This is a genomic window from Nonomuraea sp. NPDC052116 (assembly GCF_040680035.1).
GTDB lineage: Bacteria > Actinomycetota > Actinomycetes > Streptosporangiales > Streptosporangiaceae > Nonomuraea > Nonomuraea angiospora_A.
Window position 1 is genome coordinate 48,015 of sequence record NZ_JBFAWA010000051.1, and the last position, 13,518, is coordinate 61,532.

The 13,518-nt window shown below is 69.7% G+C and carries 13 protein-coding genes; 3 read left to right on the forward strand and 10 right to left on the reverse strand.

Annotation, left to right across the window (positions count from 1 at the left end):
• The first annotated feature begins 234 nt into the window (after positions 1-234).
• Entirely contained in the window at positions 235-1,341 is a 1,107-nt protein-coding gene (locus AB0L65_RS56525; protein ID WP_350733356.1) for a citrate synthase 2, read from the forward strand.
• 19 nt (positions 1,342-1,360) lie between these two features.
• Here AB0L65_RS56525 and AB0L65_RS56530 read toward each other — a convergent pair whose 3' ends face one another.
• On the reverse strand, positions 1,361-3,946 hold the full coding sequence (locus tag AB0L65_RS56530) for an ABC transporter substrate-binding protein (protein WP_364264887.1): 2,586 nt from the start codon (positions 3,944-3,946) through the stop codon (positions 1,361-1,363).
• Positions 3,947-4,091: 145 nt separating this feature from the next.
• Here AB0L65_RS56530 and serC point away from each other — a divergent pair, with 145 nt between their 5' ends.
• The gene (serC, locus tag AB0L65_RS56535) at positions 4,092-5,201 is read left to right on the forward strand and encodes a phosphoserine transaminase (RefSeq protein ID WP_364264889.1); all 1,110 of its coding nucleotides are present in this window, start codon (positions 4,092-4,094) and stop codon (positions 5,199-5,201) included.
• Here the strand turns inward: serC and AB0L65_RS56540 are convergent.
• The gene (locus tag AB0L65_RS56540; RefSeq protein WP_364264891.1) at positions 5,180-5,548 is read right to left on the reverse strand and encodes a BlaI/MecI/CopY family transcriptional regulator; all 369 of its coding nucleotides are present in this window, start codon (positions 5,546-5,548) and stop codon (positions 5,180-5,182) included. The two genes, serC and AB0L65_RS56540, sit on opposite strands and share 22 nt — an antisense overlap.
• A 37-nt stretch (positions 5,549-5,585) precedes the next feature.
• Here AB0L65_RS56540 and AB0L65_RS56545 point away from each other — a divergent pair, with 37 nt between their 5' ends.
• A complete protein-coding gene (locus AB0L65_RS56545; protein ID WP_350733351.1) occupies positions 5,586-6,170 on the forward strand; it encodes a TIGR00645 family protein in 585 nt (194 codons plus the stop codon).
• A gap of 3 nt (positions 6,171-6,173) precedes the next feature.
• On the opposite strand, the gene AB0L65_RS56550 is transcribed toward AB0L65_RS56545, so the two are convergent.
• From AB0L65_RS56550 to AB0L65_RS56585, 8 genes are all read right to left on the reverse strand, one after another.
• Complete coding sequence (locus AB0L65_RS56550) at positions 6,174-6,797, reverse strand: rhomboid family intramembrane serine protease (RefSeq protein WP_350733349.1); 624 nt, start codon at positions 6,795-6,797, stop codon at positions 6,174-6,176.
• Positions 6,798-7,019: 222 nt separating this feature from the next.
• Positions 7,020-7,784 (reverse strand): crotonase/enoyl-CoA hydratase family protein, encoded by a 765-nt coding sequence (locus AB0L65_RS56555; protein ID WP_355204451.1) that lies wholly within the window; start codon positions 7,782-7,784, stop codon positions 7,020-7,022.
• A gap of 7 nt (positions 7,785-7,791) precedes the next feature.
• Positions 7,792-8,565 (reverse strand): SDR family NAD(P)-dependent oxidoreductase, encoded by a 774-nt coding sequence (locus tag AB0L65_RS56560; protein WP_357725499.1) that lies wholly within the window; start codon positions 8,563-8,565, stop codon positions 7,792-7,794.
• A 48-nt stretch (positions 8,566-8,613) separates the two neighbouring features.
• A complete protein-coding gene (locus tag AB0L65_RS56565; RefSeq protein WP_101785558.1) occupies positions 8,614-8,952 on the reverse strand; it encodes an STAS domain-containing protein in 339 nt (112 codons plus the stop codon).
• Between the two features lie 95 nt (positions 8,953-9,047).
• Positions 9,048-9,785 carry an ABC transporter ATP-binding protein gene (locus AB0L65_RS56570; protein WP_364264893.1) on the reverse strand — a complete coding sequence of 246 codons (738 nt, stop codon included), beginning with the start codon at positions 9,783-9,785 and terminating at the stop codon, positions 9,048-9,050.
• The gene (gene cbiQ, locus AB0L65_RS56575; protein ID WP_364264895.1) at positions 9,779-10,534 is read right to left on the reverse strand and encodes a cobalt ECF transporter T component CbiQ; all 756 of its coding nucleotides are present in this window, start codon (positions 10,532-10,534) and stop codon (positions 9,779-9,781) included. Before cbiQ ends, AB0L65_RS56570 begins: the two co-directional genes overlap by 7 nt.
• A gap of 3 nt (positions 10,535-10,537) precedes the next feature.
• On the reverse strand, positions 10,538-11,536 hold the full coding sequence (locus AB0L65_RS56580) for an energy-coupling factor ABC transporter permease (RefSeq protein WP_364264897.1): 999 nt from the start codon (positions 11,534-11,536) through the stop codon (positions 10,538-10,540).
• Positions 11,537-11,604: 68 nt separating this feature from the next.
• Positions 11,605-13,419: a glycosyltransferase family 2 protein gene (locus AB0L65_RS56585; RefSeq protein ID WP_364264899.1), complete on the reverse strand. Its 1,815-nt coding sequence runs from the start codon at positions 13,417-13,419 to the stop codon at positions 11,605-11,607.
• Positions 13,420-13,518: the final 99 nt, after the last annotated feature.

Here is a 13,518-nt window from a genome sequence, read left to right on the forward strand (position 1 = left end):
CGTGGTAGATCCCATGCAACCCCCCTCACCAGCGGGTTTGGCCTTACGGCGGGTCCCGAGACCGAGCACGACCTGGGAAGGGGTTAAATTGACCCGCCGGTATCTCGACATCAACAGAGCGGAGGAGCTCGGGGGGCGAGAACGAGGGCAACGATGCCGACGACCCCCCGAAGCGGCCCCGACTATTGGCACAGCATTGCCCAAACATGGCAAGGGAAAGGGAGGCGGCCGAGTATGTCCGACTTCAAACCCGGGCTCGAAGGCGTCGTAGCTTTCGAGACCGAGATCGCGGAACCGGACAAAGAAGGGGGCGCCCTTCGATACCGGGGCGTCGACATTGAGGAGCTGGTCGGCCGCGTCCCGTTCGGGGCCGTTTGGGGCCTGCTGGTCGACAACAAGTTCCAGCCGGGCCTGCCCCCGGCGGAGCCGTACCCCATCCCTGTCCACTCCGGTGACATCCGCGTAGACGTGCAGAGCGCCCTGGCCATGCTGGCTCCGGCCTACGGCTTCAAGCCCCTGCTCGACATCACCGACGAGGAGGCCCGCGACCAGCTCGCCCGCGCCTCCGTCATGGCTCTCTCCTTCGTCGCGCAGTCCGCGCGCGGCCTCGGCCTGCCGATGGTGCCGCAGAGCCGGGTCGACGAGGCCGAGACCATCGTCGAACGTTTCATGATCCGCTGGCGCGGTGAGCCTGATCCCAAGCATGTCAAGGCCATCGACGCTTACTGGACCTCCGCCGCCGAGCACGGCATGAACGCCTCCACGTTCACCGCCCGCGTCATCGCCTCCACCGGGGCCGACGTGGCGGCAGCGCTCTCCGGCGCCGTCGGCGCCATGTCGGGCCCGCTGCACGGCGGCGCCCCGGCCCGCGTCCTGCACATGATCGAGGGCGTCGAGCAGCTCGGCGACGCCAAGAAGTACGTCCAGAGCGAGCTCGACAAGGGCAACCGGCTCATGGGCTTCGGGCACCGCGTCTACCGCGCCGAGGACCCGCGCGCCCGCGTGCTCCGCCGTACCGCCAAGGAGCTCGACGCCCCCCGCTACGAGGTCGCCGCGGCGCTGGAGCAGGCCGCGCTGGACGAGTTGCACGCCCGCAAGCCCGACCGGGTGCTGGCCACCAACGTCGAGTACTGGGCGGCCGTGGTCCTGGACTTCGCCGAGGTGCCCTCCCACATGTTCACCTCGATGTTCACCTGCGCGCGCACGGCCGGCTGGGCCGCGCACGTCCTGGAGCAGAAGCTCACGGGCCGCCTCGTGCGCCCGAGCGCCAACTACGTCGGCCCCGCCTCGCGTCCCCTGAGCGACGTCCCCGGCGCCGCCGAGGTCACCGGCAAGAACTGACGGGATCGGCCCCGGCGCGTCAGCCGAACGAGCACTTCACCTCAAGTTCGGCGGTGCCCGGGGCCTTTTCGTCGACCGTGCAGGTCCCCCGCAGCACCGGGCCGTTCGCGGAGGAACCCGCGGCGGCGTCCATGGAGAACAGCCAGAGCCCGCGAGGGAGCGCGGCGTGTGACTCCGCGTCCTCGGAGAAGTAGAACTTCCCGCTCGCGCCCTGGATGAGGCCGCCCACGCCGAGCCCACGCAGGTTGTACGCGACGCTCTCGGCGATGTTGACCGACTCGTCGACGTCAGAGGCCTTGATCTTGTTGATCGCCGATGTGACGGCCAGCAGCGCGTCATAGCCCATCCACGCGTGCACGCGGGACACGCCCACCGCCTTGACGCTCGCGATCCAGTTCTCGATCTCCGTCTGGGTACGGTTGCCGCCTTGCCCCTGTCGCATGTCGTTGAGCGCGACGAACGAGATCGCCGGCTTGTTGGTGAAGTCATTCTTGACGAGGAGCTGGGCCAGCTTCTCGGTGACGTCGTCGCTCGCCAGGATCTGCACCTTGTCCCCACACTGGTGCTCCCGGGTGTCGGCCACGGTGTTCAGGAAGGTGGCCCGGCCGGTGTAGAGCAGCACCTCCGCACCGTCCTGGCAGGCCAGGTCGACCTTGCTGGCCAGCTCGTCCTGGTCGGCGAACCGGTACTGCTCGGCGGATCCGTACGGGCCCTTGGCCAGCGTGTCCGCGAGGTCCTTGCTGTAGAGCTCGCGGTCCTCCGCGTCGCGCTCGACCAGGATGGCGACCCGCCGTGGAGGGACCGGCGCACCTCCGGGGAGCCCGTGGTCGAGCCACAGCTCGAACGCCCGCGCCTGCGCGGAGTTGGGAGCCGCCATGCGGAAGAAGTACGGCGAGGGACGACCTTGGTAGACCAGCGGTGTCAGGTCGGCCGAGTTCGTGGTGCTGAGAATCGGGATGTGCGCGTCGCTGAGCACCCGGATGGCGTCCTGCGTCTCGGTCCTGCTCCACGCGAGCCCGATCACCCCTGCCACGTCCGGGTCGCCGGCCGCGCGCTGTCTGATCATCCTGGCGGCGAACTCGGAGTGCCGGAAGTACTGCCCGCTGTTGGCCAGCTCCACCTTGATCTGCCAGCTGCCGAGCCGGTTGTAGGCTCCCTGGCGGGCCGCGATGCCGGACAGTTCGCCGGCCGAGCCGCCCGTCTGGTCGTCGCCCGGATGTGACGTGGTGAGCACGCCGAGATAGAAGACCGTGATGACCCGCTGCCTCGTGTCGATGGCCTCGTTCTGCTGCTTGATCCGCTCAAGGATGGGCAAGAGGGCCGGGTCGGGGGCGATCTCGGCAAGGTTGTCGCTCAGGCCGACGCACTGCTGCTCGGTCGACATCATGCCGGGGCCGCAGCCGAACCAGTTGCTGCCGTAGACGTACAGCGGCGGGGCGAGCAGCAGCGCCACCATCGCGAGCCAGTAGCCGACGGCACGGGCTTTGACCCCCCTCAGCCGCGGTTCGTAGGTGTCCGTGAGCACCAGCTTGTCGCCTGCGAGACGCAGCCGCGGCTCCGGCCCGCGCAGCGCCACGCGCGAGCGCCAGTCCTCGACGTCCTCGGTGATGGTCCGCGGCTCCCGGTCGGCCGGCGGCGGCACCGGCTGCCCCGGGTCCTCGACGATCACCAGCAGCGGCGGCACGATGTCCGTTTCGTACAGGACCTCGTCAAGGATCCGCAGGAGCCGCGCGTGGACCGGATCATCCGCGTCGAGCACCAGCAGGGCGTACAGTCCGCGACCCCAGCTCGGCCACGGGATCCGCGGCCACTTGCGGTACGCCTGGCGCAGGTCCTCCAGCATCGCGTAGACCAGCAGCTTCTCGATCTCCGGCTCTGACGCGTTCATCAGCTGCAGCGCGTACTTGGGGCGGCTCTCGCCGGCCGTGCGGCGCAGGTCCTTGTACCGGTGGCGGCGGAACCACCGGGAGAAGGCCGTGCCGCGGATGAAGCGCACCGCCTGTAACGCGATCGCGCCGACGCCCAGCAGCAATGCGAGAAGGCCGGGTGCCAGCGGGATCAGGTCGGTGATCCCGGTGTCCAGCCACCAGGCGACCACGGTGGCGACCGGCACGAAGAAGACCGCGGCCCGCACGAGGAAGTCGCCCGCCGCCCACCGCTTGCGGCTGTCGGCCTGCAGGCTGGGACGCACCCCGAACCTGGCCCTGAACCGATGCTTGAGCTCCTCCTGCCCGGGGCGCGAGTCAGGAGGTGGCGGCCACCTTGCCTTCGGCCACTCCTCCGGCCTCTTGTCGCGCTGGGCCCGGGCCCACAACACGAACTCCGTCAGCGGGAAGCGTGGGGCGGGCAGCAGGGTGTTGCCGACCGTGTTGCCGCCCAGAGCGCCATTGGCGCCGGCCAGCGCGTCCACTAGCTCGACCAGCGATTTGTTCGCGCCCTTCTCCGGCCTCGCGTACGGCAGGCGCGCCTTGAAACGCTCCGCCAGCTGCGCGGCCGCACCGGCCCGCGCTCCGGTGACGACCAACACGGGCAGCGGGAGGTCCCGCCAGAAGGGCCGCCGCAGCAGACCCTCCACCACCTCTCGCGCATCCTGTTCTGAGGGCATGGCGCCACCGCCGCTCTCGTGTCACGAACATGGCAGGTCCTGAGTTCCTCCATTCTGCGGTATTGGGGATCTTTTGACTGTGGGGTTCTTCTCAGATTCCAGCCCCGGTCCCTAATCAACCGCGCGGAATCAGTACCCTGGTCAGGTGGCTGACATCGTGATTCCCGCTGACATCAAGCCCGCCGACGGCCGCTTCGGCTGCGGGCCCTCGAAGGTACGCACCGAGCAACTGGCCGCGCTCGCCGCCTCCGGCGCGAGCCTCATGGGCACCTCCCACCGCCAGAAGCCGGTCAAGAACCTGGTCGGCCGCGTACGCTCCGGGCTCGCCGACCTGTTCTCGCTGCCCGAGGGCTACCAGGTCGTGCTGGGCAACGGCGGCACCACGGCGTTCTGGGACATCGCCGCCTTCGGGCTGATCCGCGACAGGTCGCAGCACCTGTCGTTCGGCGAGTTCTCCTCGAAGTTCGCGACGGTGGCCAAGAAGGCCCCGTGGCTGGGCGAGCCGAGCGTCATCGAGTCCGAGGTCGGCACCTACCCGACGGCCGTGGCCGAGGAGGGCGTGGACGTCTACGCGCTCACCCACAACGAGACCTCGACCGGCGTCGCCATGCCCATCAAGCGCGTGGGCTCCGACGACTCGCTGGTGCTCGTGGACGCCACCTCCGGCGCCGGCGGCCTGCCCGTCGACATCGCCGAGACCGACGTCTACTACTTCGCCCCGCAGAAGAGCTTCGCCTCCGACGGCGGCCTGTGGATCGCGATCATGTCGCCGCGGGCGCTGGCCAGGGTCGAGGAGATCGCCGCGACCGGCCGTTACGTGCCGGAGTTCTTCAGCCTGCCGGTCGCGATCGACAACTCCTCGAAGGACCAGACCTACAACACGCCGGCCGTGGCCACGCTGTTCCTGCTGGCCGACCAGCTCGACTGGATGAACTCCAACGGCGGTCTGGCCTGGACCACCGCCCGCACGGGCGAGTCCAGCCAGCGCCTCTACACGTGGGCGGAGAAGTCGGCGTACGCCACGCCGTTCGCCGCTCCGGAGTTCCGCTCCCAGGTCGTCGGCACGATCGACTTCGCCGACTCCGTCGACGCCGCCGCCGTGGCCAAGGTGCTGCGCGCCAACGGCATCGTCGACACCGAGCCGTACCGCAAGCTGGGCCGCAACCAGCTGCGCGTCGCGATGTTCCCGGCGATCGACCCGGCCGACATCGAGGCGCTGACGGTCTGCGTCGACTACGTGGTCGAGCGCCTCTGACGGCGTGACAGCTCTTCCATGAGGGCGAGCGCGTCCGCCTCCTCGACTCTCTGCGCGAACCTGGCCAGCACCGGCAACCTGTCGCCGCCGGCCGAGAGCGCTTCGAGCATGAGGTCGGCGACGTGCTCGTCCCTCGACTTGACCGCGGCGTAGCGGAACGCGTTGCGGTAGGGCGTACGTTCGAGCAGCCCCTTCTTCACCAGCCGCTCGGCCACGGTCTGCACCGTCGTGTACGCCAGTTCGCGCTCCTCGTTGAGCCTGACCAGCAGCTCCCTGACGCGCATCGGTTTCCGGGCATCCCACAGCACGTCCATGATCGCGCGTTCCAGGGACCCCAGGCTCGCCAACTGACCAACCCTCCGGTTCGATTAGTAGGAAACATTGTTGCCCGAAAAAGTCAGATCCGGCCAGGGGATCTCACGGCCGAAGAGCCTCGGCTATCTGATGTTCGCCAGCCGCTGGCTCCAGGTCCCGCTCTATCTGGGCCTCATCGTGGCCCAGGCGGTGTACGTCTGGCAGTTCGCGCTGGAGCTCTGGCACCTGATCGAGACGGTGTTCCTGCACACCGCGCCGGTCACCGCGGCGACGCCGTCGCCCGAGGTCGTGGTCATGCTCACGGTCCTGGCGCTCATCGACGTGGTGATGATCTCCAACCTGCTGATCATGGTGATCATCGGCGGCTACGAGACCTTCGTCTCCCGCATCAACCTCAACGACCATCCCGACGAGCCCGAGTGGCTCTCCCACGTCAACGCGAACGTCCTGAAGGTCAAGCTGGCCACGGCCATCGTCGGCATCTCGTCGGTGCACCTGCTGCAGACGTTCATCAGGGCCCAGTCGACGCCCAACGACAAGATCATGTGGCAGACGATCATGCACCTGGCCTTCGTGGCCTCGGCCATCGGCCTCGCCTACATCGACCGCCTGCTGGCCACCTCCCCGGCGGAGCACACGCGGTCGCATCTCTGACCCTCAGTACGCCGGGATCTCGCGGCCCTTGCGGCGCAGCACCCAGCCGGCCACCACGCCGCCGATGAGCCCGAACAGGTGGCCCTGCCAGGAGATGCCCTGCTGGTTGGGCAGCAGGCCCGCCAGGATCCCCCAGTACGCGAAGCCCACGCCGACGGCGATGGCGATGTCGAGCAGCCTGCGGTCGAACAGGCCGCGGGCCAGGATGAACCCGAAGTAGCCGAAGATCAGGCCGCTGGCGCCGACCGTGTAGACGTTGGGGCTGGTCAGCCAGGTGCCGAAGCCGCCGATGAGGATGATCAGCACGCTGGCCCACAGGAACTTGCGCAGGTCACGCAGACCGGCCAGAAAGCCGAGGACCAGCAGCGGGAGCGAGTTGGCCATGAGATGGCCGAAGCCGCCGTGCAGGAAGGGGGCGAACAGGATGCCGATCAGGCCGTCGGGCTCCCATCCGATGATGCCGAACTCGCGGTCGAGCCTGCCGTTCAGCACGAAGTCGAAGCCCTCGACGACCCACATCACGGCCAGCATGGCGACCACGACGGCGAGCGCGCTCAGCGCACCGGACAGGAGCGCCCCGGCGCCGCGCTTGGCCGACTCGAACCTGTGACCCGAATAGTCGCTCATGCGCTCTCCCGGTACGTTGCCTTCTCTTTCTTTACCGTAGCCAGGAACACTTATGCACGCGCTAAAAGCCCGCCCCTGACAGAATTCGGCAACCCCGAGGCCCCGCCTCCGCGAGAAGCGGGCTGAGGTCCCTCGGGAGGGAATGGCGGGCGGCGCCGAGGAGGCGCGGGCGGGAGAGCGGTTGGGGGCTCTCCCGCCCGTAAGAGGCCGGGCGCCGGACGGTTACTCGCCCGTCCAGCGGGGGGCACGCTTCTCGGCGAAGGCGGCCGCGCCCTCCATGGCGTCCTTCGAGCCGAACACCGGCCCGACGATCGCCCCCTGCTTGGCGAACATCTCCTCCAGCGACCAGTCCTGCGACTCGATGATCACCTTCTTGGTCGCGGCGAGTGCCAGCGGCGCGTTGGCGGCGATCTTGCGGGCCAGCTCCAGCGCCCCCTCCAGCGCCTCCCCCGGCACGGTGATCCGGTTGACCAGCCCGAGCTCGTACAGCCGCGCCGCCGGATAGTGGTCGCCGGTCAGGGCGATCTCCATGGCCACGTGGTACGGGATCCGGCGCGGCAGCCGCATGACGCCGCCCGCGCCCGCCACCAGCCCGCGCTTGGGCTCCGGCAGCCCGAACTTGGCCTCCGACGAGGCCACGATGACGTCGCACGACAGCGCCAGCTCGAAGCCGCCCGCGAGCGCGTACCCCTCCACGGCGGCCACCAGCGGCTTCTTCGGCGGCGACTCGGCGAGCCCGCCGAAGCCGCGCCCCTCGACCACCGGGAAGTCGCCGGACAGGAACCCCTTGAGGTCCATGCCCGCGGAGAAGGTGCCACCGGCACCGGTCAGGACATAGGCGGAAATGTCGGGGCGGGCGTCGAGCGCGTCCAGCGCCTCGGCGATCCCCCGCGCCACCGCCCCGTTCACGGCATTCCGCGCTTTAGGGCGATTTATCGTGATTACGGCGACGTTCTCGGATTCCTCGACGAGCACTTCGTCAGACAACGAGACCTCACTTGGGCTGGAAGCGGATGCCGCCGTCGAAGCGGATGACCTCGGCGTTCATGTAGTCGTTCTGGATCAGCGAGTGCACCAGGTGCGCGAACTCGTCGGCCCGCCCCATGCGCTTGGGGAACACCACCGGCGCCACGAGCTTGGCCTTGAACTCCTCGGAGTTCGCCGTGAAACCGTAGATGGGCGTGTCGATGATGCCCGGGCAGATCGTGTTCACCCGCACGCCGATCGCGGCCAGGTCGCGCGCCGCGGGCACCGTCATGCCCACGATGCCGCCCTTGGAGGCCGAGTACGCCAGCTGCCCCGTCTGCCCCTCCAGCGCCGCCACGGAGGCCGTGTTGACCACCACCCCCCGCTGCCCGTCGGCGTCGGCCGGCTCCGTCTTGGCGATCGCCGCGGCGCCGATGCGCATGAGGTTGAACGTGCCGATCAGGTTGACCTCGATGACCTTGCGGTACGTGGCCGGGTTGTGCGGGCTGCCGTCACGGTTGACCGTGCGCTCGGCCCAGCCGATGCCGGCGCTGTTGACCACCACGCGCAGCGGCTTGCCGGTGGCCACGGCGGCGTCCACGGCCGCCTGCACCTGCTCGTCGTCCGACACGTCGGTCTTGACGAACACCCCGCCGATCTCATCGGCGACGGTCTTGCCGCGCTCCTCGTTGAGGTCGGCTACGACGACCGTGGCGCCGGCGCGGGCCAGCTCGCGGGCCGTCGCCTCCCCGAGGCCGCTGGCGCCGCCGGAGATGATTGCTGCAGATCCGTTCACGTCCATATCCCGGACCCTAACCCGCCGACCGAATGAAGTTCTACTCGGGGGGCGTCAAATCTCACCCACAGCGCTGTCGACGTCGGAATAGACCTTGATGCGCCGGTCGAGCCCCGTCGTACGGAGAATGCGCGCCACCGGCGCCTGGGGCGCCGCCAGGGACACGCCGCCGCCCTCGCCCGTCGCCAGCCGCCAGGCCTCGATCAGCACCGACAGGCCGCTGGAGTCCATGAACGACAGCTGCTGCAGGTCGAGCACCAGCCTGGCGCTGTCCTGCTTGATCGCGTCACGCACCTCGTCGCGCAGGAACGGTGCGGTGAACAGGTCGAGCTCTCCCTCAACGGCCACCACCACGGCATCGCCAAGGGCGTGTCGCGCAAGCCGCAGCTTCATTTGGCCCCTCCTCGATGAGCCACTGTACTTCGACATCCCCGGGTCCCGGGCATGCACAAACTATGAAGAGGCGGACAGGACGCGGATAAATGCCCTCACACCGCAGGGATCGCGAATCCGTATGGAAGCTCCAGGCGGTGCTCGGCCAGCAGTTCCGCGTCGGAGAGCAGGTCACGCGTGGGGCCGTCGGCGGCGATGACGCCGCCGGAAAGGATCAGTGAACGTTCACACAATTCCAGCGCATACGGAAGGTCGTGCGTGACCATGAGCATCGTCACGTCGAGCGAGCGCAGGATCTCCGCCAGCTCCCTGCGGGCGGCCGGGTCGAGGTTGGACGAGGGCTCGTCGAGCACCAGGATCTCCGGCGCCATGGCCAGCACGGTCGCCACCGCCACCCGGCGCCGCTGCCCGAACGACAGGTGGTGCGGCGGCCGGTCGATGGCCTCCAGCATGCCCACCCGCTCCAGCGCGTCCTTGACCACCCGGTCGAGGTCCTCGCCCCGCATGCCCGCGTTGGCCGGGCCGAAGGCGACGTCGTCCCTGACCGTGGGCATGAAGAGCTGGTCGTCCGGGTCCTGGAAGACCAGGCCGACGCGCTGCCTGACCTCCTTGAGCGTGTCCTTGCGCACCGGCGTGCCGGCCACGGTGACGCTTCCGTGCCCCGGGGTGAGAATCCCGTTGAGATGCATGACGAGGGTGGTCTTGCCGGCGCCGTTCGGGCCGAGCAGGGCCACGCGCTCGCCGCGGCCGATCGACAGGTCCACGCCGAACAGCGCCTGCGTGCCGTCGGGATAGGCGTAGGCGAGCTGCTTGACGTCGAGAGAGTTCACCACGAAAGTCCCCATACTGCGAGGGCCATGGCCGGCAGAGCCAGAGCGATGCCCCATTGACGTACAGATGCCGAAATATCTTGTATCACCGGCATCTGGCCGGTGTATCCCCGGCTGAGCATGGCCAGATGCACGCGCTCGCCCCGCTCGTACGAACGGATGAACAGCGCCCCGGCGGACCTGGCGATCACCGGGACATGCCGCAGATCACGCGCCTCGAACCCGCGCGACTCCCTGGCCACCCGCATCCGCCGCATCTCGTCCATGATCACGTCCATGTACCTCAGCATGAACATGGCGATCTGCACCAGCAGGGCCGGCAGCCGCAGCCGCTGGGCGCCGATCAGGATCACCCGCGGCTCGGTGGTGGCCGCGAGCAGGATCGAGGCGATCACGCCGAGCGTGGCCTTGGCCAGGATGTTCCAGGCCGCCCAGAGGCCGGGCACGCTCAGCGAGAGCCCGAGGACCGTGGTCCGCTCCCCCAGCCCGATGACCGGGATGAGGAAGGCGAACAGCACGAACGGCACCTCGATCACCATCCGCCGCAGCACGTACGCCGGCGGCACCCGCGCGGCCACCGCCACGGCCCCCAGCAGGGCGGCGTAGACCGCGAACGCCCAGAACCGCTCCCTCGGCGTGGCCACCACGACGATCGCGAAGGCGAAGACGGCCAGCAGCTTGCACTGTGGCGGCAGCCGGTGCACGACCGAGTCGCCCGGCAGGTAGAGCTGGTGATGGTGCCCCGCGCCCACGCGTCACACCTTGGCCGCGTCGCGGCCGCGGGCGGCGTACGCCACGGCCCCGGCGATGAGCAGCACGAGCCCGACGCCGATGATGCCGGCCACGCCTACGGGGATGCCGCCGACGTCGCCGTAGTCGGCCAGCCCCCACGTCACCAGGTGGTCGGTCGCCTGGCCGAGGAAGCCCTTGTTCTCGGCGACCGCCTCCAGCCCGTCGGGCGAGGACGAGGCGAAGAACGACACGACTCCGGCCAGGACCAGCGTCAGGCCGACCCCTCCGAGGAGGAACGGCTTGAGCCTGCCGGGAGCCGCGACCGGCTCCTGCCCGCCCACGGTCGTGGTCGCGCCTTCGGCTCCGCGCAGGACCAGGGGCTTGGTCAGGCCGCGGGCGCCGTACACGAGGTCGGGCCGCACGGCCAGGACCGCGCTGACGGTCATGGCCGTGATCAGCGCCTCGCCGATCCCGATCAGGACGTGCACGCCTCCCATGGCCGCCGCCACCGCGCCCACCTCGATCGGCGCGGTCCCCCCGATCCAGAACAGCAGCGTGAACGCCAGCGCGGAGGCCGGCACCGAGACCAGCGCCGCCAGGAACGCCGCCACCGCCACGCGCCCCTTGGTCAGCCCCGTCACCAGCCGGAAGATCCCCCAGCCGACCACCACGGTGACAACGCCCATGATCGTGATGTTGATGCCGAGCGCGGTCAGCCCGCCGTCGGCGAAGAACACGCCCTGCACGAGGAGGACCACGGCCATACACAGCACACCCGTGTACGGCCCGACGAGTATCGCGGCCAGCGCACCGCCCAGCAGGTGGCCGCTGGTGCCGGCGGCGACGGGGAAGTTGAGCATCTGGACGGCGAAGATGAAGGCCGCGACGAGCCCGGCCATGGGAGCGGTCCGGTCGTCGAGCTCGCGCCGGGCCCCGCGTAGACAGACGGTGACCCCGGCCGCCGCCACCACCCCGGCCGAGATGGACGTCGCGGCATTGAAGAAGCCATCTGGTACGTGCACGGCACACCTCCTGCAAGAGCAAACGGTCCTACTTTAGGACATCGTCTTGCACCTGCATATAGATGGCATTAGCGCATGATTCGCCTGATGATCATCCTCGCCGTGAGCCGCCGCACCACGGTGCTCAGCCGCCCCTTCCCCGAGGTCGCGTACGGCCGCACACTCCTGAGCACCGCCGCGCCCCACCACCGGCGCGGCGCCGCCACCGTCTCGGCGTCGGTCTCGATCCTGAACCGCGCGGGCGGCCCGCCCAGATCCAGCTCCAGGTACGCGTCCCAGGTGCCGGGCGGCAGCCAGCCCACCCCGAGCCTGGCCACGAAACCGCCGCTGGGCAGCGCCACGGCCCGCTCGACCCGCTCACGGCCGCTGCGCCGCTCGCGCCAGACGATCCGCTTGACCGCCGAGGCGGCGGGTGCGGCGCCCGCGACGCAGACCTCGCCGTCGACGATCAGCCGGTGCCCCAGCGCCCACCGCGTCCTGATGAGCCGCACCGAGCCGGGGACCCCGACCACGTGGCCGCCGACGTCGATGCTGAGGTTGCCGTTGTCCCTGGTGAAGTACGGCAGGGCGACGGCGGCGCCGATCAGCCGGGGCGGCGGGCGGTTGACGCCGCTGTCGCGTTCGGCCCCGAGCCTGCCGAGCCGCATCACGCCTTCGACCTCGACCGCCACCCGCAGGTCCCAGATCCCCGAGCCGAGCGCGGACACGTTCACCCGCGCGGTGAACTCGTTCCCCTTGCGCTCGGCCGGGACGACCAGCTCGGCGGCCGGATCGTGCCGCCCGCGCAGCACCACGGCCAGGCCGTCGTCCCCGCCGATGCCGTCGAGCCCGGCCGATCCCGTCACCAGGAGGCTGTCGCCGTCCCAGCGCAGCCCGGTCAGCCTGCGCCGCACGGCGGCGTTCTCGATGCGGGCCAGGCGCACGAGGCGGTCGATGTCGTCGAGCGCCGCCGCCCGCTGCCTGTCGACGCTGTTGAGCAGCTCGTGCACGCCGGGGGTGTACCACTCGTCGCACAGGGCGGCCACCTCCCGCGCGATGTCCTTGCGCCGCACGTCGTCGCTCTCCAGGAACACCTGCCCGAGCTGCGCGAACACGTCCAGCCTGAAGTGCCGGCGCAGCAGGTGGTCGCGGAGCGGACCGGGCTCGACGTGCCGGGCCATGAGCCGGATCGGCGCCTTGATCATGGCCAGCCAGGCGAGCGGGTCCCTGCTGGCGCGCTGCTGCATGATGCTGCTGCCGTCGGGCCTGGACACGAGGTGGTAGCAGTCGTAGTCGGCCACCACGGAGACGGCCCCGGCGTGGCAGTAGGCGTGCACGGTGAACAGGATGTCCTCGCCCACGAGCATGCCCTCGCCGAACCTGATGCGGTGGCGTTCGAGCAGCTCCCTCCTGAACAGCTTGAAGCAGCACAGGCTGTTGTAGACGTTGCTGTCGCCGATGGTCACGCGCTCCGCGCTCTGCTGGAACATCGACGCCGGCGCCCGCCTGCCGTGGCCCACGATCTTGCCGAGGACGATGTCGGAGCCGTTCCTGTCGGCCATGGCGACCATGCGCTCCAGCGCCTCGGGGCCGAGGTAGTCGTCGGCGTCGCAGAAGAACACGTACCGGCCCGAGGCGTGCTCGATGCCGATGTTGCGCGGCCGGCCCGCGCTGCCGCTGCCGTCGATGTGGACGACCTTGACGCTGGCCCGGTGATAGGCGGCGTAGAGGTCGAGGAGCTCGGCGCTGCCGTCCGTGGAGCCGTCGTCGACGACGATGAGCTCCTTCTTCACGCGCTGCACGAGCACGGAGGTGAGGCATCTGTCGAGGTAGGCCCGGCAGTTGTGCGCCGGGATGACGACGCTCACGTCGACCGCGTCGTCACCGTTCCCCGTTTCAGACATCCGCCACCACCGCCACCACTTCAGAGAGTCACGTTGCGCTGCCGTCCGGCTTCAGTATGTGACGAGCCCGGGCCTCCGCGAGGGCCGATCGTATGTCTT

What these genes read in the sequence shown, in the direction of transcription:
- AB0L65_RS56560 (WP_357725499.1), bottom strand. Translation starts at nt 8,565, where the DNA reads ATGGACGTGAACGGATCTGCAGCAATCATCTCCGGCGGCGCCAGCGGC.
- AB0L65_RS56530 (WP_364264887.1), bottom strand. Translation starts at nt 3,946, where the DNA reads ATGCCCTCAGAACAGGATGCGCGAGAGGTGGTGGAGGGTCTGCTGCGG.
- AB0L65_RS56550 (WP_350733349.1), bottom strand. Translation starts at nt 6,797, where the DNA reads ATGAGCGACTATTCGGGTCACAGGTTCGAGTCGGCCAAGCGCGGCGCC.
- AB0L65_RS56585 (WP_364264899.1), bottom strand. Translation starts at nt 13,419, where the DNA reads ATGTCTGAAACGGGGAACGGTGACGACGCGGTCGACGTGAGCGTCGTC.
- AB0L65_RS56525 (WP_350733356.1), top strand. Translation starts at nt 235, where the DNA reads ATGTCCGACTTCAAACCCGGGCTCGAAGGCGTCGTAGCTTTCGAGACC.
- AB0L65_RS56565 (WP_101785558.1), bottom strand. Translation starts at nt 8,952, where the DNA reads ATGAAGCTGCGGCTTGCGCGACACGCCCTTGGCGATGCCGTGGTGGTG.